The organism is Actinoplanes lobatus (assembly GCF_014205215.1).
Taxonomy (GTDB): Bacteria; Actinomycetota; Actinomycetes; order Mycobacteriales; family Micromonosporaceae; genus Actinoplanes; species Actinoplanes lobatus.
In genome coordinates this window covers 8,957,991-8,977,755 of record NZ_JACHNC010000001.1, presented here as the reverse complement: position 1 = coordinate 8,977,755, position 19,765 = coordinate 8,957,991, and the positions used below count along the sequence as shown (strand labels likewise).

The window sequence follows — 19,765 nt, the reverse complement described above, 5'->3', positions numbered from 1 at the left end:
TTCAGCCGTCCTCGCCGTCCGCCGTGGGCAGGGGAGTGACGACGGCCTCGGCGGGGGACTTCCCGGCCCAGGTGAGAGCCACCTTGACGGTGGCCTTGCCGCCCGCCTCGGCCAGCATGCTGGTGATCTTGCCGGTCTTCACGGCCAGCTCCAGACCGAATTCGATCTGCACCTGGTCCGGCACCAGGTCGTCGATGGCGGCCCGCAGGCTGTGCGTGACACCGCGGATCGTGTTGCGGAATTCGTCCACATCGACCTGGAGCACCTTGTTGACCGACGACACGTCGGACGGCCCGGAGCCCGCGGTGTCGAGCCGCGCCCAGACGACCTCACCGGTCGGCAACTGAATCTGCACGGGTCTACTCATCGAGCCTCACACGCAGTGATCACATTGGAACGGTCGGACCACGCTATCGCGCGTGTTGCCGGATGGACAGTCCGAGATAGGTGAGCGGGCCGGGATCCGGGACCGGGAGGACGGTGAATCCGAGCCGGTCGTAGAAGCCGCGCGCCTTCACGTTCGCGGTCACCATGCCGACGTGGACACCGGGCGCGTCGACCGTACCGATGAAGGTGGTGATCAGACGGCGGCCGAGCCCGCGCCCTTGATAGGGCGGCAGCAGGTCGATGTGCAGGTGGGCGGGAAAGCCGTCGAGGCCGGCCACCAGCATCCGTTCCGGGTGGTGGTGCAGCCAGTGCATGTCCTGCTCGGGGCTGCGCGGCGGGGGCGGCGGCACCGGGTAGCGGTCGCCGGTCAGCGGGATCCACTCGTCGCGGTAACGCTCCGCGAACCGGGCGGTGTCCGACGTGCCGACCACGTAGCCGACCGCCTCCCCGCCGTCGTCGACGACGAAGGCCAGGTGCGGTTCCAGATGGGCGTAGGGCGCGGCGAACAGGTCGCCCATCAGGTCGTCGGTCGAGTAGTGGCCGCGGGCGTCGAGGCCTGCGTCGGCGGTGCGGACACAGATGTCGTGGAGGGCGCGGCGGTCGCCGGGCCGGTAGGGGCGGATCTCTGGCACGCCGTCGACGCTAACCGGTGCAAACGCTTCCACCGCAAGTCTCAGGCGGTGGCCCGCAGGACCGGGCGGCTGGGGAAGAGACGTTCCGGCGCGGGAGCGCCGAGAGCCGCGCGGGCCGCGGCCTGAGCGATCGGCTCGACCGGGTGGGTGGCGGTCGACAAGCCGGGGTACGCGGAAACGAGCGGAATGTCGTCGAACCCGGTGACCGCGACGTCCTGCGGCACGCGGATCCCGGCCGCGGCCAGCCCCAGCAGCACCCCGAGGGCGGTGGCGTCGCTGACCGTGGCGATCGCGTCGGTGTCCGGCCAGCGGCGCAGCACCGTGGCGGCGGCGGCCCGGCCCCGTTCGGCGGTGAAGTCCCCGGCCACCACCCGCGACGGCAGCCCCGCGGCCCGGGTCAGTTCGGTGTAGGCGCGCAGCGGCGCCGCGGACGCGGCCAGCCACGGCGGACCGCTGACCAGGGCGATCCGCCGCCGCCCGGTGTCGTGCAGGTGGCGCAGCAGGGCGCCGATCCCGGCCGCGCTGTCCACGTCCGCGCCGCCCGCGCCGATGGCCGCCGTCCGGCCGCGCAACCCGGCCGGCAGATGGTCGAGCAGGTCCCGGTCGTGGCCGGCGAGCACCACGGCGGCGACGCTGCGGTCGGCGGCGATCGTCTCCAGCGCGGCGGTCGCGGCCAGCGGCAGCCGGCGCAGGGTGACGCCGAGACCGTCCGGGTCGACGGCGGCGGCCATCGCGGCGGCGGCCCGGGCGACGTACGGGTCGTGCACGATGCCGGCCCGCCGGTCCCGGACGGCGAACAGGATCCGGGTGCCGGCGCCCCGGGCCAGGCGGCGGGCCACCGGGTGCGGCACGTACCCGAGTTCGGCGGCGGCCCGGCGCACCGCGTCCCGGCTGGCCGTGGAGGCGGGGCCGCGGCCGGACAGCACCCGGGAGGCGGTCGCGGCCGAGACGCCGGCGCGGCGGGCCACCTCGGCGAGATCCGGGCTCGTCATGCCCGCCATTGAACACCCGGGTCCCGGGTCCCGCGAGTCCGGGACCTTGGTCCCGACCGTTGCGGGACCGGCGGCTCAGGCTATTCGGGCTTTGGTCGGAAAGGGTGGGGGTGTGCCGGGCGACCGCCGGGCAGAACCACCGCAAAGGACGATGACCGTGTCACTGGACCCCGGGACCGGCCCACTTCTGGGCGCACGCCGCTTCCTGACCCGAGAGACGATCGGTGACCACGGGCGCACGCTGCACCAGGTCGACGGCAACGAATGGGACTCGTTCTACCGCGACCGGTGGCGCTACGACAAGGTGGTGCGCTCCACCCACGGCGTCAACTGCACCGGCTCCTGCTCGTGGAACGTGTTCGTCAAGGACGGGCTGATCACCTGGGAGCACCAGGCCACCGACTATCCGACGACGGGACCGGACGCGCCGGACTACGAGCCGCGCGGCTGCCCTCGTGGGGCGTCCTTCTCCTGGTACGAGTACTCGCCGTCGCGTGTGCGTCACCCGTACCTGCGTGGTGTTCTGGCCGAGATGTTCCGGGAGGCGCGGCAGCGGCTGGGTGACCCGGTGGCCGCGTGGGCCGAGATCGTGGAGACGCCGCTGAAGGCGATGGCCTACAAGGGGCAGCGTGGGCGCGGCGGTTTCGTGCGGGCGTCGTGGGACGAGGCGATCGAGCTGATGGCGGCCGCGCACGTCTACACGGTGAAGACGTTCGGGCCGGACCGGGTGGTCGGGTTCTCGCCGATCCCGGCGATGTCGATGGCGTCGTTCGCGGCCGGCACCCGCTATCACGCGCTGCTCGGCGGCACCCTGCTGAGCTTCTACGACTGGTACGCCGACCTGCCGATCGCCTCGCCGCAGATCTGGGGCGACCAGACCGATGTGCCGGAGGCCGGCGACTGGTGGAACGCCACGTATCTGATGATGTGGGGTTCCAACATCCCGGTCACCCGTACGCCGGACGCGCACTTCCTGGCCGAGGCCCGCTACAAGGGCACCAAGGTCGTGGCCGTGTCGCCGGACTACGCCGACAACGTGAAGTTCGCCGACGACTGGCTGGCGCCGCATCCGGGCACCGACGGGGCGCTGGCCATGGCGATGGGCCACGTGGTCCTGACCGAGTTCTTCCGCGACCGGCAGGTGGACTACTTCACCGACTATGTCCGGAAATTTACGGACCTGCCGTTCTTGGTGATCTTGCGTGATGGGAAGGCCGACCGTTTCCTGACCGCCACTGACCTGGGTCACGCCGATGGTGACCACAAGACGGTGCTCGTCGACTCGGTCACCGGCGAGCTGGTCGTACCGAACGGCTCGCTCGGCTACCGCTACGCCGAGCCGGGCCGCTGGAACCTCGACCTCGGGGACGTGGTCCCCGCGGTCGGTCTCGACAGTGAAGAGGCCGTCGAGGTCGAGCTGGCCCGTTTCGACATCGGTGACACCGAGGGCGGTTCCACGATCCGCCGTGGCGTTCCGGTCCGGCGGGTGGGAGAGCACCTGGTCACCACCGTGTTCGACCTGGTCATGGCCCAGTACGGGGTGCGCCGCGGCGATCTGCCCGGTGAATGGCCGACCGGATACGACGACGCCGACTCGCCGAACACCCCCGCCTGGCAGGAGAAGATCACCGGGGTTCCGGCCCGGCTCGCCATCAAGATCGGCCGCGAGTTCGCCCGCAACGCCGAGCGCAGCCGCGGCCGGTCGATGATCGTCCTCGGGGCCGGCGCCAACCAGTGGTTCCACTCCGACATGACCTACCGCGCCTTCATCTCGCTGGTCACGCTCACCGGCTGCCAGGGTGTCAACGGCGGCGGCTGGGCGCACTACGTCGGCCAGGAGAAGGCCCGGCCGGTCACCGGCCAGCAGCACATGAGCTTCGCCTTCGACTGGCAGCGGCCGATGCGGCACCAGGCGTCCACCCCGTTCTGGTACCTGCACACCGACCAGTGGCGTTACGAGCGGGTCCCGGCCGACGAGCTGGCGTCGCCGCTGGGCACCGGGCGGTTCGCCGGGATGGCGTTCGCCGACACGGTCGCCGCGGCGCAGCGGATGGGCTGGAGCCCCGGTCACCCGTTCTTCAACCGGAACCCGCTCGACATCGCCGACGCGGCCGCGGCCGCCGGTGAGTCGGTCCAGGACTACGTTGTCAAAAGCCTTCAAAACGGCGACTTGGGTACGGTCGCGGAGGACCCGGACGACCCGGCGAACTTCCCCCGTTGCCTGACCCTGTGGCGGGCCAACCTGCTCGGGTCGTCCGGCAAGGGCAACGAGTACTTCATGCGCCACCTGCTCGGCGTCTCGTCTCTGGAGACGGCGACCGAATGCGACCCGGAGAACCGGCCCCGCGACGTGACCTGGCGTGACGAGGCCCCGGTCGGCAAGCTCGACCTGCTCACCGCGATCGACTTCCGGATGACCAACACCGGCCTGCACGCCGACGTGGTCCTGCCGGCCGCCACCTGGTACGAGAAGCACGACATCTCCACCACCGACATGCACCCGTTCGTGCACGCGTTCAGCCCGGCCGTCGAGCCGCCCGCCGACGCGCACACCGACTACGACACGTTCCTGGCCCTGGCCGACAAGGTCAGCGAGCTGGCCGTGACCCACCTCGGCGTGCGTAAGGACGTGCTGGCCGCGCCGTTGCAGCACGACACCCCGGACGAGCTGGCCATGCCCAGCGGCCGGGTCCGCGACTGGAAGTTCGGCGAGTGCTCGCTTCAACCGGGTAAGACCATGCCGAAGCTGATCGAGATCGAGCGCGACTACACACTGATCGGCAAGAAGATGCGTACGGTCGGCCCGCTCATGGAGAAGCTCGGCACCACCACCAAGGCGATCACGGTCGACGTGAAGCCGGAGGTCGACTACCTGAAGCACCAGAACGGGGTGATCGACGGGCGGCCGTCACTGGCCACCGCCGACCGGATGTGCGAGGCGATCCTCTCCTTCTCCGGCACCACCAACGGCCGGGTCGCGCACGCCGGCTTCCAGGAACTGGAGAAGCGCACCGGCCAGCGGTTCACCGACCTGATCGAGGGTCACGAGAACGACCGGGTCACCTTCTCCGAGACCCAGGAGGCGCCGCAGCCGGTCTTCACCAGCCCGGAGTGGTCCGGTTCGGAGAAGGGTGGCCGCCGCTACTCGCCGTTCACCATCAACGTCGAGCGGCTCAAGCCGTGGCACACCATCACCGGCCGCCAGCACTTCTTCGTCGAGCACGACTGGGTCGCCGAACTGGGCGAGCAGCTGCCCGCCTTCCGGCCGCCGCTGAACATGGCCCGCCACTTCGGCAAGCCCGGCGACGCCGTCGACGGGGGAGTGACCGTCCGGTTCCTGACCCCGCACGCCAAGTGGTCGATCCACTCGATGTACCACGACAACGAGCTGATGCTGGCCCTGTCCCGTGGCGGCCCGGTCATCTGGATGAGCGTCCAGGACGCCGCCAAGATCGGGGTACGCGACAACGAGTGGATCGAGGCCCACAACCGCAACGGCCTGGTCGTGGCCCGTGCCGTGGTCAGCCACCGGATGCCCGAGGGCACCGTCTTCCAGTACCACTCGCCGGAGCGCACGGTGAACGTCCCCCTGGCGGAGAAGTCGAAGCGGCGCGGCGGCTACCACAACTCGATGACCCGGCTGCTGGTCAAGCCCACCCACCTGGCCGGCGGGCACGCCCAGCTCACCTACGCCTTCAACTACTACGGCCCGATCGGCAGCCAGCGCGACGAGATCACCGTGATCCGCCGCCGCACGCAGGAGGTGGAGTACTGATGCGCATCAGAGCGCAGGTCGCCATGGTGATGAACCTGGACAAGTGCATCGGCTGCCACACCTGCTCGGTCACGTGCAAGCAGACATGGACCAACCGGGAGGGCACCGAGTACGTCTGGTTCAACAACGTCGAGACCAAGCCGGGCATCGGCTACCCGAAGCACTACGAGGACCAGGAGCGCTGGAAGGGCGGCTGGAAGCTGGACGGCAAGGGCCGCCTGGTGCTCCGCTCCGGCGGCCGTCTTTCTCGCTTGGGAAAGATCTTCGCCAACCCGGACCTGCCGACCATCGACGACTACTACGAGCCGGCCACGTTCGACAAGGACATCCTGGTCAGCGCGCCGGGCGGGCTCACCGACACCCCGGTGAAGAAGCCCTACTCCAAGCTGACCGGCGAACCCATGTCGATCGAGTGGGGCGCCAACTGGGAGGACTCCCTCGGCGGCGACACCATGGACCAGGACCCGAACCTGCGCGGCCTCGCCGACAAGGTCAAGTTCGAGTTCGAGAAGACCTTCATGTTCCACCTGCCGCGGATCTGCGAGCACTGCCTCAACCCGGCGTGCGTGTCGGCCTGCCCGTCCGGCGCCATGTACAAGCGCGAGGAGGACGGCATCGTCCTGGTGGACCAGGACCGCTGCCGCGGCTGGCGGATGTGCGTGTCGGCGTGCCCGTACAAGAAGGTCTACGTCAACCACGCCACCGGCAAGGCCGAGAAGTGCACCTTCTGCTTCCCGCGCATCGAGGCCGGTCAGCCCACCATCTGCTCGGAGACCTGCGTCGGCCGCCTCCGCTACCTCGGCATTCTCTGGTACGACGAGGACGCCGTCCTCGCCGCGGCGACCGTGCCCGAGGAGGAACTCCTGGACGCCCAGCGCGGCGTCTTCCTCGACCCCTTCGACCCGGCCGTGCAGCAGGCCGCCCGCGAGGCCGGCCACCCCGAGGAGTGGATCGACGCGGCCATGGCCTCCCCGGTCTGGAAGCTGATCAGCGAGTACCGGATCGCCCTGCCGCTGCACCCGGAATACCGCACCCTGCCGATGGTCTGGTACGTGCCGCCGCTGTCACCGGTGCTGGACGCCGCGGGCGCCGCCGGCCGCGACGACACCGACGCCGACGACATCTTCCACACCATCGAGGACCTGCGGATCCCCGTCGAATACCTGGCTTCGCTGTTCACCGCCGGCGACACCGCGGTGGCCGGGGGAGTGCTGATGAAACTGGCCGCCATGCGCGCCTACATGCGGGCCCGCACCCTGGACGGCACCGTCGCGAACGAACTGCTCGACGGCATCGGCATGACCGCCGACCAGGTGGAGGCCATGTACCGGCTGCTCGCCATCGCCAAATACGACGAGCGGTACGTCATCCCGGCCGCCCACGCCAAGACCGCGGCCGCCCTGGAGGACCTCGGCGGCTGCTCCCTCGACGGTGAGGGCGGCCCCGGCATGGGCGGCGGCCCGGTGCCGGTCATCCTCAGCACCCGGAGGCCCTGACCATGGACCGCTCACGGATCTTCCAGCTCACGTCGCTGCTGCTCACCTACCCCGACGACGAACTCCTCGCGGCCGGCGGCGAACTACGCGCCGCCGCGGCCGGCGTCGACGGCCTGGAGAGCTTCGTCGACTGGCTGCTCACCACCAGCCCGATCGAGGTGCAGCGGCACTACGTGCAGACGTTCGACCTGCGCCGCCGCTCCGGGCTCTACCTCACCTACTACCTGCACGGCGACACCCGCAAGCGGGGGATGGCCCTGCTCATGCTCAAACAGCGCTACCGGGCGCACGGGCTGCGGCTCGCCGACGGGGAACTGCCCGACCTGCTGCCGATCGTGCTCGAATTCGCGGCCACGGCCGGGCCCGGCGACGGCGAGGCCCCGCTGCGCCAGCACCGGCAGGGCATCGAACTGCTGCGGGCCGCACTGCACGAGACGCGTACGCCGTACGCCATGGTCCTTGATGTCGTCTGTGAGCTGTTGCCGCAGCTCACCGACGCGGACCGGGAAGCCCTCACCGCCCTGGCCTTCGACGGCCCGCCGGTCGAGACCGTCGGTCTCGACGCGGTGGGCATGGGCCCCAACCTCGCTCCCTACGCGGAGGTGTGCAGATGAGCACATTTGTCTGGATCGTCGTCCCCTACGTGTGCATCGGCATGTTCATCGGCGGGCACATCTGGCGGTGGCGGCACGACCAGTTCGGCTGGACCACCCACACCAGCCAGATCCTGGAGAACCGGCTGCTGCGGCTCGGCTCCCCGCTGTTCCACCTCGGCGCCTTCGGGGTGATCGCCGGGCACGCGATGGGCCTGCTCGTCCCGGCCTCCCTGACCTCGTTCCTGGGAGTGTCGGAACACCTCTACCACCTGGTTTCCGTCACCGGCGGCGTGATCACCGGGGTCATGCTGGTCGCCGGCCTGTCGCTGCTGATCGCCCGGCGGTTCGTCAGTGGCCGGATCCGGCGGGTCACCACGACCATGGACAAGGTGCTGTACGCGGCGCTCGCCGCCATGGTCGTGCTCGGGATGAGCGGCACCGTCGTGATCAACCTGTTCGGCGAGGGCTACGACTACCGGGAGACGCTGGCCGTCTGGTTCCGGCAGATCTTCTACCTCCAGCCCGACCCGTCACTGATGGCCGACGCGCCGCTGGTGTTCCAGCTGCACGCCATCGGCGGGTTCCTGTTCCTGGCGATGTGGCCGTTCACCCGGCTCGTGCACGTGTGGTCGGCGCCGCTGGCCTACCTGTGGCGGCCGTACGTCGTCTACCGCGGCCGCCGCGGCCCCGCCCCCACGCCGCAGCCCGCCCCGTCGGCTGTCCGCACCGTCTCCGCCGCCCGCCCGTCCGGCCAGCCGTCCCTCCGGCCTTCCGTTCAGCCTTCCGATCAGCCCGGACGTCCTACCGTGAAGGCATGAGCGACGACTACCTTCCCGGCATCTACCAGCAGTTTCTCGAACGGTTCCCGGAGGTGGCCGAGGCACAGGGCAACCTGGCCCGCACCATCCGGGAACGCAACCCGTTCGACGACCGTACCGATCGGTTGATCAAGCTGGCCATCGCGGTCGGCGCCGAGGCCGAGGGCGCGGTACGCTCCAACGTTCGCAAGGCACTACAGCACGGCGCGAGCCTCGACGAGGTCCGCGCCGTCGCGCTTGCGGCCGTCACCACCTGCGGCTTCCCCGCCGCGATCGCCGCCCTCGGCTGGATAGAAGAGGTAGCAACCGCGCCATGACCAGCACCGACAACCTCTGGCTGCAGAAGATCGCGGAGAACCCGGGCCACTCCCGGTGGTACATCGACCGGTTCCGCGCGATGGCGGCCCGCGGCGACGACCTGGCCGGCGAGGCCCGCATGATCGACGCCATGGTGCCGCGCGGCTCCCGGATCCTGGACGCCGGCTGCGGCACCGGCCGGGTCGGCGGCCACCTCGCCGCGTCCGGCCACGACGTCACCGGCGTCGACCTGGACCCGGAACTGATCGCCGAAGCACAAGCACAGCATCCCGGCCCCCGCTGGCAGGTCGGCGACCTCAGCGAACTCGACCTCCCGGACCGGTACGACGTGATCGTCTGCGCCGGCAACGTGATGACGTTCGCCGGCCCGTCCACCCGGGTCGAGATCCTGCGCCGCTTCAGCGCCCACCTGGCCGACGGCGGCCGGGCCGTGATCGGCTTCGGGGCCGGGCGTGGCTACGAGTTCGACGAGTTCCTCGCCGACGCGGCCACCGCCGGCCTCACCCCCGACCTGCTGCTGGGCACCTGGGACCTTCGGCCCTTCGGCCCGGGCTCCGACTTCCTGGTCGCCGTGCTCCGCTGACCCACGGGGCCCGGGGATCAGGGCCCGGTCCGAACGGGTCCAAGGTCCCTGTCCGCGGCGGTTACGAACCGGAAGTCTGAGGTTGTCGGACCACTCGGACAACGGAGTTAGATCATGAGCGCACCCCAGGCCCGCACCCGTTCGGCAGGGCTGATGCTCGCCCTGGCGACGATCGGCTTCGCCGTCAACTTCTGGGCCTGGGCGCTGCTCAGCCCGCTCGCCACCAAGTTCCAGGCGGTGCTCGACCTCACCCCCTTCCAGCAGGCGCTGCTGGTGGCCGTACCGGTCGTGGTCGGCTCCGTCGGCCGCATCCCGGTCGGCGCGCTCACCGACCGCTACGGCGGCCGGATCATGTTCCCGCTGATCTCCCTGACCACCATCGTCCCGGTCCTCTACCTGGGCCTGTTCGGCCACGACGCCCTCGTCTCGCTCCTGGTCGGCGGCTTCTTCCTGGGCATCGGCGGCACCGCCTTCGCGGTCGGCGTCCCGTTCGTCAACGCCTGGTTCCCGCCGTCCCGCCGCGGCTTCGCGGTCGGCGTCTTCGGCGTCGGCATGGGCGGCACCGCGATCAGCGCCCTCACCACCGTCAAGCTGGTCGACGCCAACGGCACCGCCACCCCGTTCGTCATCACCGCCACCGTCCTGGCCGTCTACGCCGGAGTCTCCTGGCTGGTGCTGCGCGACGCCCCCAACCGGGTGGTCCCCACCACCTCCCTGGGCGCCCGCCTCGGCTCGGCCCTGCGCCTGCGCGTCACCTGGCAGGCCTCCGCCCTGTACGCGGTCGCCTTCGGTGGGTACGTCGCCTTCTCGGTCTACCTGCCCGCCTACCTGAAGACCGCGTACGGCCTCACCCAGGCCGACGCCGCGAACCGGATGGCCGGCTTCGTCCTCCTGGCAGTCGTGATGCGCCCCGTCGGCGGCTGGCTCTCCGACCGGGTCGCCCCCAGCCGCGTCCTGGCGGTCTCCCTGGGCGTCGTCGTGGCCGGCGCGATCGTGCAGTCCTTCACCCCCGGCCTGGCCCCGCTCGGCACCATCGCCTTCCTGATGATGGCCGCCGCCCTGGGCGCCGGCTCCGGCGCCACCTTCGCCCTGGTCGCCCAGCTGGCCCCGGCCAACCAGGTCGGCGCGGTCACCGGCATCGTCGGCGCGGCCGGCGGTCTCGGCGGCTTCATTCCGCCGCTGCTCATGGGCGCCATCTACGGCCACTTCCAGTCGTACGCCCTCGGCCTGGCCCTGCTCGGCGTCGTCGCCATGGCGGCCCTCCTCCTCGACGTCCTCTCGGTAGGCCGCCGCCGCCCCATCCCCGCCTGAGACCCTCCCCACGACCCGCCACCCGCTACGCACGGGTGGCGGGTCGTTTTCGTCTTCCTCTGCCCGGGGCCGCGGCAACGGGGTTGCTCCCGGACGTGTCCCGGGAGGGCGCCGGACTGCGGACATCGTGGGTGCATCCCCTGGGGGCATCTTTCGCGGTGTCTCCGTCGCGCGCTCACATCCCGTGTTCAGGTTGAGGTGGCCATCGATGTCGCATCGTTCCGGTCGGTTCGGATTCCGCATCCCTCAGGTGCTGGGATCGGCGGTGGCCGTCACCTTGCTCGGAACGGCGGCAGCCCCGGCTGCGGCGGCGTTCGCTTCCGCCCAGGACGCCGGTGGGACAGCGTCGGGGCGTTACATCGTGATGCTGCGCCGCGACCGGGTCTTCGCGCAGGGTGTCTCCGGGGCGGCTCGCGCGCTGGCGGGCGGCCGGGTCGACCGGGTGTTCGGTGCGGGCACACCGGGCTTCACCGCCTCGCTGTCGGCAAGTCAGGCACGCCGGCTCGCGGCGGATCCGTCGGTGGCGGTCGTGGAGCGTGACCGGCGCGTCCGGCTTTCGGCGACCCAGCGCAAAGCGCCGTGGTCGCTCGACCGGATCGACGCACGATCGTCGAAGCTGTCCGGTACCTACACACCGTCGAGCGGCGGGGCCGGCGTGCGGGCGTACGTCATCGACACCGGTATCCGGACCTCGCACCGCGAGTTCGGCGGACGGGCGAGTTCCGGCTACGACTTCGTCGACGACGACGCGAACGCCGCCGACTGCGCCGGCCACGGCACGCACGTGGCGGGCAGCATCGGCGGGGCCCGGTACGGCGTCGCCAAGAGCGCCCGCCTGGTCTCCGTCCGGGTGCTCGACTGCGAGGGCAGCGGCTGGAACAGCGACGTCGTCGCCGGCATCGACTGGGTGACCGAGAACGCTATCCATCCGGCCGTGGCGAACATGAGCCTGGGCGGCTCCTACAGCGCCGCCATCGACACTGCGGTCAAGAACTCCATCGACAGCGGCATCACCTACGTCGTCGCCGCGGGCAATGAGGACGAGAACGCCTGCTACGGCAGCCCGTCCGGGCTGAAGCCCGCCATCACCGTCGCCGCGACGGACTACCGTGACCGGCGAGCTTCCTTCTCCGACTACGGCAGCTGCGTCGACATCTTCGCGCCCGGGGTCGACATCACGTCAGCGGGCGTGTACAGCAACACGGCGACCGCCACCAAGAGCGGCACCTCCATGGCCTCCCCGCACGTCGCGGGGGCCGCCGCGCTGCTGCTCGCCGCGAACCCCGGCCTGTCGCCGGGGGCGGTCCGGGACGCGCTGGTCCGGCAGGCCACGACGGGCAAGGTACGCGACACCGTCGGTTCACCCAACCGGCTGCTCTACGTGCCCGCCCCGCCCAAGAAGGCGGTCATCGCCACCAAGACGCTTCCGTCGGCCGCTACCGGTCGTCCCTACCGGGCACAGTTGAAGCTCACCGCGGGCCGCCGGGGCAGCTGGAAGCTGGCGTCCGGGACGCTGCCCGCGGGGCTGCGGCTCTCGGCGAGCGGATTGATCTCCGGCACGCCCACCGCGGTCGGCAGCCGGCGGTTCACGGTCCGGTTCACCGACTACGTGCCGCAGCACACCGACCGTCAGATCGCCCTCACCGTGGTCGACGGCCCGCCGGTCATCGCCACCCGCTCACTGCCGACCGCGGAACTCGACACCGCCTACCGTGCGCAGCTGGCCACATCGGACAAACGCGCCGGCACCTGGTCGGTCGCCGCCGGCACCCTGCCGACCGGCCTGTCACTGAGCACCGCCGGGCTGATCACCGGCACCGCAACAGAAGCGGGCACCATCACCATCACCGTCCGGTTCACCGACACCAAGCGCCGGACCGCCACCGCGAATCTCACGCTCAAGGTCGAAGGGCTCGACCCGGGTCCTGAACCTGGACCGAGCGTGCAGTTCGTGCAGGTGACCGCCGGTATGAATCACACGTGCGCGCTGGACAGCGACGCGAAGGCCTACTGCTGGGGCTGGGGCGGCAACGGTCAGCTGGGCAACGCCGACGCCGACCCCGCGTATCAGTTGACGCCGGTGGCGGTCGCCGCCCCGGCTGGAGTGGGCTTCACGCGGCTCACCGCCGGCTGGTCCCACACGTGCGGGCTGAGCAGCGACTCCAAGGCCTACTGCTGGGGCTACAACTTTCATGGGCAGCTGGGGACCGGCGACACCGCGGATCGGCCGGCTCCGGTGCCGGTCACTGCCCCGGCAGGGGTGAGCTTCATCCAGCTCACCGCTGGCTACAACCACACATGCGGGCTGAGCAGCGACTCCAAGGCCTACTGCTGGGGCGGCGGCTACGCCGGTCAGCTGGGCAACGGCGACACCGACACGGTGATGCAGTTGACTCCGGTGCCGGTCACAGCCCCGGACGGGGTTGGTTTCGCCCAGCTCACCGCCGGTACGACTCACACGTGCGGGCTGGGTAATGACAGCAAGGCCTACTGCTGGGGCGACAACTTTCATGGGCAGTTGGGGACCGGCGAGACCGGGCACACCGGGGATAGAGCGACTCCGGTTCCGGTCACTGCCCCGGCTGGGGTGAGCTTCACCCAGCTCACCGCTGACAACGATCACACGTGCGGGCTGGGCAGCGACACCACAACCTACTGCTGGGGCGACGGCTCCAACGGCCGGCTGGGCAACGGCGACACTGCGGATCAGGCGACTCCGGTGCCGATCACCGCCCCGCCAGGGGTGAGCTTCACCCAGCTCACCGCCATCTACAGCCACACATGCGGGCTGGGCAGCGACTCCAAGGCCTACTGCTGGGGCAGCGGCTCTTCCGGTCAGCTGGGCAACGGCGACACCGCGGATCGGGCGACTCCGGTGCCGATCGCCGCCCCGGCTGGCGTGAGCTTCACCCAGCTCACCGCCGGTCACTTCCACACATGCGGGCTGGGCAGCGACACCAAGACCTACTGCTGGGGCGAGGGTCCGCTCGGCAATGGCGACACCACGAACGAGTCGACTCCGGTGGCAGTAAAGCTCCCACCGCTGGTCGACCCGGTAGGCCCGTAGGCCCGGCCAGGGCTATTGCGACACCTCACGGTTGCCGGCTGGGCCAGTCGCGTCGCCGGCTCCGTACTGGCGGGCCAGACAGAGTCGGAACGGACTCGTGGGACCGCTGGGGTGATCCTGGTCAGCCGAACGTGCGGATCAGATAGCCGAGGTGGCGTTCGAGCGCGCGGGCGAGCACGTCGGGGGTCAGGTCGTGGCGGCCGAGTCCGCGCCACGCCTCCCCGGCGTTGGGCGCGTCGGGCGCGAATGACAGGGCGTCCAGCAGCCGCCAGTACAGGTGGGTGGCGCGATCCGTCGCGAGTTGCCCGCCGGCCGCGCGGTAGGCGTCCACGAACGCGTCGGAGAGCGCGTCGCCGTGCAGCAGCGCCAGCATCGTCGCGCAGTGGGCGACGTCCAGGTCGGCCGGCCCGTACGAGGACTCGGTCCAGTCGATGACGCCGGTGAGGGCGCCCGTGTCGTCGAAGAGGACGTTGCCCGGGTGGAAGTCGCGGTGCAGGAACCGGCCCGGGTAGCGCGGCGGATTCCTCGTGATCAGGTCCTCGGCTCGGCGCCACAGTTCGGCGTGGACGGTGTGCCCAGGGTATTTGATCTCGCCGGGCCAGGCCCACGGAACGTATTCCGGCAGCGGCGACGGTGGCCGGAGCCGGTGGATCGCGGCGAGCCGGCGGGCCAGCGCGAGCGCCCGCGTGCCCGCCGCGCCGTCGTCGCCGATCTCGACTCGGCCCGGCAACCGTGTCATCAGCAGTGACGGCCATCCGCACTGGTCACCGGACAGGTCGGTGCCGAGCGTGCGCGGCGCGGGGAAGCCGGCGGATTCCAGCATGCGCAGGACGAGCGTCTCCCGGGTCAGCATGTCGTGAGCGCGCTCGGCCAGTTCGGGGCGCGTCATGCTGCGCAGGACGTAGTCCCCGTCGCTGGTGTGCAGGCCGCGGACGAGGGAGGACCAGCCGCCGCGTAGCTCCTCGACGGCGAGGATCTCGGTGCCGGGCGGCAGCCGGCTGAGGGTCCACCGTCGCGTCTTCGGGTCCAGTTCCACGGTGTGAGCCTATGACGGTTATTGCCGGGGGATATGCGCCCGGAAACTATTGACGACTCCTATTCCCGGCAATCTCCGTGGCATCGTGCACAACAGCCGAAATGTCGGTCGTTTGGCAATCCTCCGACATTCCTGGCCGGGAAAGATGCGGGGTATACCCAGGTCAAGCGGTTGTATTCGCCTCCTGGCAAACGCGTTTTCGCGAGGGATCGTAACCGGCCGCCACCCGGATTCCGGCAATTCCCCGCCGCTGACCGCAACTTTTCGGAACCGCTACGCCGGTTCTCCGGTGCTCTCTAGGGTTGGGTCGCCGGATGACTCTCAGTTCCGCGACTGTTTATGCGGATTCATTTCTGTGAAGGGCGGCAAGCGCGTGACCATTGACCGGATGGACCTGGTGGCCAAGCTCTACCAGCCCAGCACATTTCCGGTGGTCGCCCGGGTCGCGACCGGCCGGCGGTCGGCCGGCCCGCTCGTGGTCGACCTCGACCCCACCACTTTCTGCGACCTGGCCTGTCCTGAATGCATCAGCGGCAAGTTGCTGAACCAGGGACGTTTCTCACCGGAGCGGCTCGCCGAACTCGCCGGAGAGTTGGTGGAACTCGATGTGCGCGCGGTCATCCTGATCGGCGGTGGGGAACCGCTCGCGCATCGCGGCACGCGCCGGGTCATCACCACGCTCGGTGAGGCCGGCATCGCGGTCGGCGTGGTCACCAACGGCACGATGATCGACCACAACCTCGACGAGCTCGCCACGTACGCGGACTGGGTCCGGGTCTCCGTCGATGCCGCCACCCCGGAGACCTTCCGGCTGGTGCGCCCTGACCGCCGGGGCGGCAGCGCTTTCGACCGGGTGATCGACAACATGCGCAAGCTGGCCGAGGTGAAGAAGGGCGCGCTCGGCTACTCCTACCTGGTGATCGTCAGGAGCGGGCCGGACGGTGTGATCGAGGGCAATCACGGCGAGATCCTGGCCGCCGCGGAGCTGGCGCGCGACATCGGTTGCGACTTCTTCGAGGTGAAGGCCCAATTCGACGACGAGCATCACCTCATCGACCTGAGCCCGGAGATCCTGCGGGAGGTGAACGCGCAGATCGATGCGGCACGCCGGCTGGCCGGTGACGGCTTCGAGGTCGTGAACTCGTCGACGATCGACTCCGTTCAGCGCCGCGCCGGTCCGGTGCAGCCCAAGGATTACCACCGCTGCGGTGTGACGGAGCTGCGCACCCTGGTGACCCCGTCCGGCGTCTACGTCTGTCCCTACCACCGGGGCAATCCGGCCGCCCGGCTCGGTGACGCCGTGACCGAGCCGTTGCCGGACATCTGGCGCCGCTCCGACCGCGGCATCATCGACCCGTCGCGTGACTGCCGGTTCCACTGCGCCCGGCACGCGTCCAACCTCGAGCTCGACGAGATCGCCGCCGGCCGGGCACAGCCGGTGCTCGAGCACGACCACGACCTCTTCATCTGAAAGCGCCGAGCCATTTCTCTGCAATCGCCGAGGGAGACACGACTGTGCGAGTGAACTCATGGAACGGATGGGACCCGCTGCGGCATGTGCTGGTCGGGCGCGCCGACGGCACGATGGTGCAGGCGCCCGAGCCGGCCGTGCAACGGGACTTCCCGGCCGATGGCTTCCCGCTCGGCACCTACGGGCCGATGCCCGAGGAGATGACCGCGGCCGCGAACGAGCAGCTCGACGCGTTCGCGGTCCAGCTGGCCGCGCGCGGCGTCCAGGTCTCCCGGCCCACCCCGATCGACTTCTCGCAGCCGGTGTCCACCCCGGACTGGGAGCATCCGACCGGCTTCGGCTGCATGCCGCCCCGGGACGTGCTCATCACGGTCGGCAACGAGATCCTCGAGGCCACCATGTGCTACCGCAGCCGCTGGTTCGAGTACCTGTGCTATCGGCCGGTACTCCAGGAACTGTTCGAGGCGGACCCGGACATGCGGTGGGAGGCCGCGCCCAAGCCCCGGCTCACCGATGCCAGCTTCGTGCCGGGTTTCTGGAACGAGTACCAGACGCTGTCCAAGGCGGAACAGCTCGCCCGGGTGGCCGAGCACGACCTCGTGCTCACCGAGGAGGAGCCGCTGTTCGACGCGGCGGACATCGCCCGCTTCGGCGTGGACCTGTTCGTCCAGCTGTCGCTGGTCACCAACCGCAAAGGCGTGGACTGGCTGCGCCGGCACTTCCCGGACCATCGGGTGCACGAGGTGACCTTCACCAACACCCATCCGCTGCACATCGACGCGACCTGGGTGCCGCTGCGTCCCGGCCTGGTGCTGCACAACGGCGAGCGCCCCGCCGACCCGGAGTTGGTGAAGTACTTCGAGGTCAACGACTGGCAGGTGGTCGAGGCCGTGCAACCGGCCAGCTGGAAGCACCACCCCCGGCTGTCGTTCTGCAGCCCCTGGCTCGCGGTCAACATCCTCAACCTCGACCCGAGGACGGTGTGCGTCGAGGCCGAGGAGGTACGCCTCGCCGAACAGCTCGACGGCCTCGGCATGGAGGTCGTGCCGGTGCCGTTCCGCGCGGTGGGACCGTTCGGTGGCGGCCTGCACTGCGCCACCGTCGACATCTGGCGTGAGGGAGGTCTCGAGGACTACTTCCCCAACCGCTGCGGACGATTCTGATGCCGCGTGGCGTGGTGTTCGACTTCAACGGGACCCTGGCCCGGCCCGGCGCCTGGCGCTCGCACCGCGAGGTGTTCGCCCGGCACGGCCTCGCCGAACTCGCCGCGGCGTGGGGCGAGTCCTGGGATCACGCGCCCGCGGACGGCGAGTGCCACGAGGACGCGTCGCGCACGGAACGGACCTACCGGCGCTGGGAACTGAGCCGGTGGCGTACGCATGCCGTCCGGTGTGGTGTGCCCGAATCACGCGCCGACGCCCTGGTCGCCGATCTCGACCGGGAGACCAAGGCCATGACCATGCAACGGTACGCCGACGCGCTGCCCACTCTCACCGAACTGCGCCGCCAGGGTTTCCGGACGGCGGTCTGCTCCAACTGGCATTGGGACCTGGACGCGGCGCTGCGGGAGAGCGGCCTCGACGGACAGTTCACCGTCGCGGTGACCTCGGCCCGGGCCGGCATGCGCAAGCCGGATCCACGCATCTACCGGGCGACCCTCGGGGCCTGCGGGCTCGTACCCGAGAAGACGTTGTTCGTCGGTGACATGTGGGGCCCGGACGTCGCCGGGCCCCGGGCGATCGGCATGCCCGCCGCGCTGCTGTGGCGTGCCGCCGAGCGGGCCGGTCAGACGGTGCCCCCACGCGCGAGCGCGGTGTGGCGCATCGGCGGTCTGGACGAGGTCGTGCCGCTGGCGCGGGAGCTGCTGTGACCTCAGCCGCCCAGCCGGTCCAGCACGTTGCGGGTGACCTGCTCGACCGCGGGAGCGGCGCCGCTCGCGGTCACCACCGGCCAGTCGGTGGACGCGCCGGTGAAGACCGTGCCGGCGCCCAGGGTGTGTACGCCCATGGTGGCCGCCCGGGGTCCGTCCGCCTCGCGGTCGGCGCAGTTCCAGTGGCCCGCGCGCGGGTGGTGGAGGTCGTCGTGGACCGGGGTCAGTTCGGCGATGCCGAGGATCGTGAAGTCCGGTGGGGTGCCGTCGGCACCGCTCGGACGTGCGACACCATGCTCGTCGCGGACGAACGCGGCGCCGTCGCACTCGTACCCGATCAGTCCGGTGCCCTCGCCGAGCCGGTCGCCGTCGCGCAGGCCCGTGCCGGCGAAGACCCAGTGGTCCGCGTGCTGCACGGTGAAACCGGTGCGTGGCCGGTCGCCGGGCCAGCCGCCCGGCCACATGCCGCCGTTGCGGAAGCTGACGCCGGTCAGCGCGTTCTCCGGCGCGATCGTCCACCACAGGTCCGGCGCGGGCAGCCGCGGGCAGACGTCGTCGACGCGATGGTCGGTGTCGGAGACGAAGGCGGTGCCGCCGTCGGTCACCCGTACCCGCCACCAGCAGGTGTTGCCGCTCAGGAAGGCCACGTTGCCGCCGTTCCCGGCGAAGGCCGTCGTGTGCGTGCGCATCTCGGTGCTCCAGTACTCGTCGTGCCCGACGCTCAGCAGCAGGCGGTAGCCGGTGAGCAGGTCCGGGTCCTCGTGCAGGTCCAGGTCGGTGCAGAGGTCCACGGTGTACCCGTTGTTTTCGAGCCAGGCGAGGAACGGTGCGTCCCAGTACGCGAGGAAGTCGATGCCGCCCGCCCGGCGGAAGCTCACCTTGTGCCCCTGCCCGGGGATGTGGACCGGGTCGTCGTAGAGGCTGGCCCCGTCGGTGAAGCCGGCGCCGTCGCCACGGTTGTAGGCGTGCCTGGTGAACGTCGAGACCTTGCAGAGCACACGGTTCTCCGCCCGGTGTGGGCGTACCACCAGGCTGTCGCGGCCGAACCCCTTCAGGGGCCGCAGGGCCGGCGTGACGTCGGCGGTCTCGAAGAAGGCGGCGTACAGGCCGGGCTCCCAGTCGCCGGCGGGAGTGAAGGGGTAGGCGTCCCAGCCCCAGTCCACCGAGGGATCGGCGCGGCCTGCGACGAGCGGCCGGGGCCGGTGCCGCCCGGGCAGCCAGGGCGTGCTCCCGGCGTACCGCGGCTTGGCTCCGAGCTTGAAGAAGTCGACCCGGAAGCGTGGCGCGGTGGTCGAGGCATGGATGCGGATGGTCTCGCCCACCGCCACGCTCTCCCGACCGAAATAGCCCTCAATCTCATGAGAAATCATGATCTATTGATATCGGATGGATGGAGGCGAGGATGGCGCATCG

At 70.5% G+C, this 19,765-nt stretch carries 16 protein-coding genes; 11 read left to right on the top strand and 5 right to left on the bottom strand.

Features of this window, described 5'->3' with window-relative positions:
• Position 1: 1 nt before the first annotated feature.
• From BJ964_RS40965 to BJ964_RS40955, 3 genes are read right to left on the bottom strand one after another with little or no spacing between them, the layout of a single operon-like run.
• The gene (locus tag BJ964_RS40965) at positions 2–355 is read right to left on the bottom strand and encodes a CU044_2847 family protein (RefSeq protein ID WP_188125686.1); all 354 of its coding nucleotides are present in this window, start codon (positions 353–355) and stop codon (positions 2–4) included.
• A 55-nt stretch (positions 356–410) separates the two neighbouring features.
• On the bottom strand, positions 411–1,019 hold the full coding sequence (locus BJ964_RS40960; RefSeq protein ID WP_188125685.1) for a GNAT family N-acetyltransferase: 609 nt from the start codon (positions 1,017–1,019) through the stop codon (positions 411–413).
• 41 nt (positions 1,020–1,060) lie between these two features.
• Positions 1,061–2,020 (bottom strand): LacI family DNA-binding transcriptional regulator, encoded by a 960-nt coding sequence (locus BJ964_RS40955; protein ID WP_407650822.1) that lies wholly within the window; start codon positions 2,018–2,020, stop codon positions 1,061–1,063.
• A gap of 142 nt (positions 2,021–2,162) precedes the next feature.
• On the opposite strand from BJ964_RS40955, the gene BJ964_RS40950 reads away from it, so the two are divergent.
• The 8 genes from BJ964_RS40950 to BJ964_RS40915 all read left to right on the top strand — a co-directional run bounded on the left by BJ964_RS40950 (position 2,163) and on the right by BJ964_RS40915 (position 13,975).
• Positions 2,163–5,786, top strand: coding sequence for a nitrate reductase subunit alpha (locus tag BJ964_RS40950; RefSeq protein WP_188125683.1), 3,624 nt, complete (start codon positions 2,163–2,165; stop codon positions 5,784–5,786).
• On the top strand, positions 5,786–7,282 hold the full coding sequence (gene narH / locus BJ964_RS40945; RefSeq protein WP_188125682.1) for a nitrate reductase subunit beta: 1,497 nt from the start codon (positions 5,786–5,788) through the stop codon (positions 7,280–7,282). Before BJ964_RS40950 ends, narH begins: the two co-directional genes overlap by 1 nt.
• 2 nt (positions 7,283–7,284) lie before the next feature.
• On the top strand, positions 7,285–7,896 hold the full coding sequence (narJ, locus tag BJ964_RS40940) for a nitrate reductase molybdenum cofactor assembly chaperone (RefSeq protein WP_188125681.1): 612 nt from the start codon (positions 7,285–7,287) through the stop codon (positions 7,894–7,896).
• Positions 7,893–8,696: a respiratory nitrate reductase subunit gamma gene (gene narI, locus BJ964_RS40935; protein ID WP_188125680.1), complete on the top strand. Its 804-nt coding sequence runs from the start codon at positions 7,893–7,895 to the stop codon at positions 8,694–8,696. Before narJ ends, narI begins: the two co-directional genes overlap by 4 nt.
• The gene (locus tag BJ964_RS40930) at positions 8,693–9,013 is read left to right on the top strand and encodes a carboxymuconolactone decarboxylase family protein (protein WP_188125679.1); all 321 of its coding nucleotides are present in this window, start codon (positions 8,693–8,695) and stop codon (positions 9,011–9,013) included. The genes narI and BJ964_RS40930 overlap by 4 nt, the downstream gene beginning before the upstream one ends.
• Positions 9,010–9,597 carry a class I SAM-dependent methyltransferase gene (locus BJ964_RS40925; RefSeq protein WP_188125678.1) on the top strand — a complete coding sequence of 196 codons (588 nt, stop codon included), beginning with the start codon at positions 9,010–9,012 and terminating at the stop codon, positions 9,595–9,597. The genes BJ964_RS40930 and BJ964_RS40925 overlap by 4 nt, the downstream gene beginning before the upstream one ends.
• Before the next feature lie 111 nt (positions 9,598–9,708).
• A complete protein-coding gene (locus BJ964_RS40920) occupies positions 9,709–10,908 on the top strand; it encodes an MFS transporter (protein ID WP_407650863.1) in 1,200 nt (399 codons plus the stop codon).
• A gap of 265 nt (positions 10,909–11,173) precedes the next feature.
• Positions 11,174–13,975, top strand: a complete 2,802-nt coding sequence (locus tag BJ964_RS40915; RefSeq protein WP_229807034.1) for a S8 family serine peptidase — start codon at positions 11,174–11,176, stop codon at positions 13,973–13,975.
• 121 nt (positions 13,976–14,096) lie between these two features.
• Here the strand turns inward: BJ964_RS40915 and BJ964_RS40910 are convergent, their stop codons facing one another.
• A complete protein-coding gene (locus tag BJ964_RS40910; RefSeq protein WP_188125676.1) occupies positions 14,097–15,011 on the bottom strand; it encodes a phosphotransferase family protein in 915 nt (304 codons plus the stop codon).
• 373 nt (positions 15,012–15,384) lie between these two features.
• Here BJ964_RS40910 and BJ964_RS40905 point away from each other — a divergent pair, with 373 nt between their 5' ends.
• The 3 genes from BJ964_RS40905 to BJ964_RS40895 are packed head-to-tail and all read left to right on the top strand — an operon-like array spanning position 15,385 to position 18,352.
• Positions 15,385–16,482 (top strand): radical SAM protein, encoded by a 1,098-nt coding sequence (locus tag BJ964_RS40905; protein ID WP_188125675.1) that lies wholly within the window; start codon positions 15,385–15,387, stop codon positions 16,480–16,482.
• A gap of 44 nt (positions 16,483–16,526) precedes the next feature.
• Positions 16,527–17,645 (top strand): serine/threonine protein kinase, encoded by a 1,119-nt coding sequence (locus BJ964_RS40900; RefSeq protein ID WP_203832571.1) that lies wholly within the window; start codon positions 16,527–16,529, stop codon positions 17,643–17,645.
• Positions 17,645–18,352 (top strand): HAD family hydrolase, encoded by a 708-nt coding sequence (locus tag BJ964_RS40895; RefSeq protein WP_188125674.1) that lies wholly within the window; start codon positions 17,645–17,647, stop codon positions 18,350–18,352. The genes BJ964_RS40900 and BJ964_RS40895 overlap by 1 nt, the downstream gene beginning before the upstream one ends.
• 2 nt (positions 18,353–18,354) lie before the next feature.
• On the opposite strand, the gene BJ964_RS40890 is transcribed toward BJ964_RS40895, so the two are convergent.
• Positions 18,355–19,722: a N,N-dimethylformamidase beta subunit family domain-containing protein gene (locus BJ964_RS40890; RefSeq protein ID WP_188125673.1), complete on the bottom strand. Its 1,368-nt coding sequence runs from the start codon at positions 19,720–19,722 to the stop codon at positions 18,355–18,357.
• Positions 19,723–19,765: the final 43 nt, after the last annotated feature.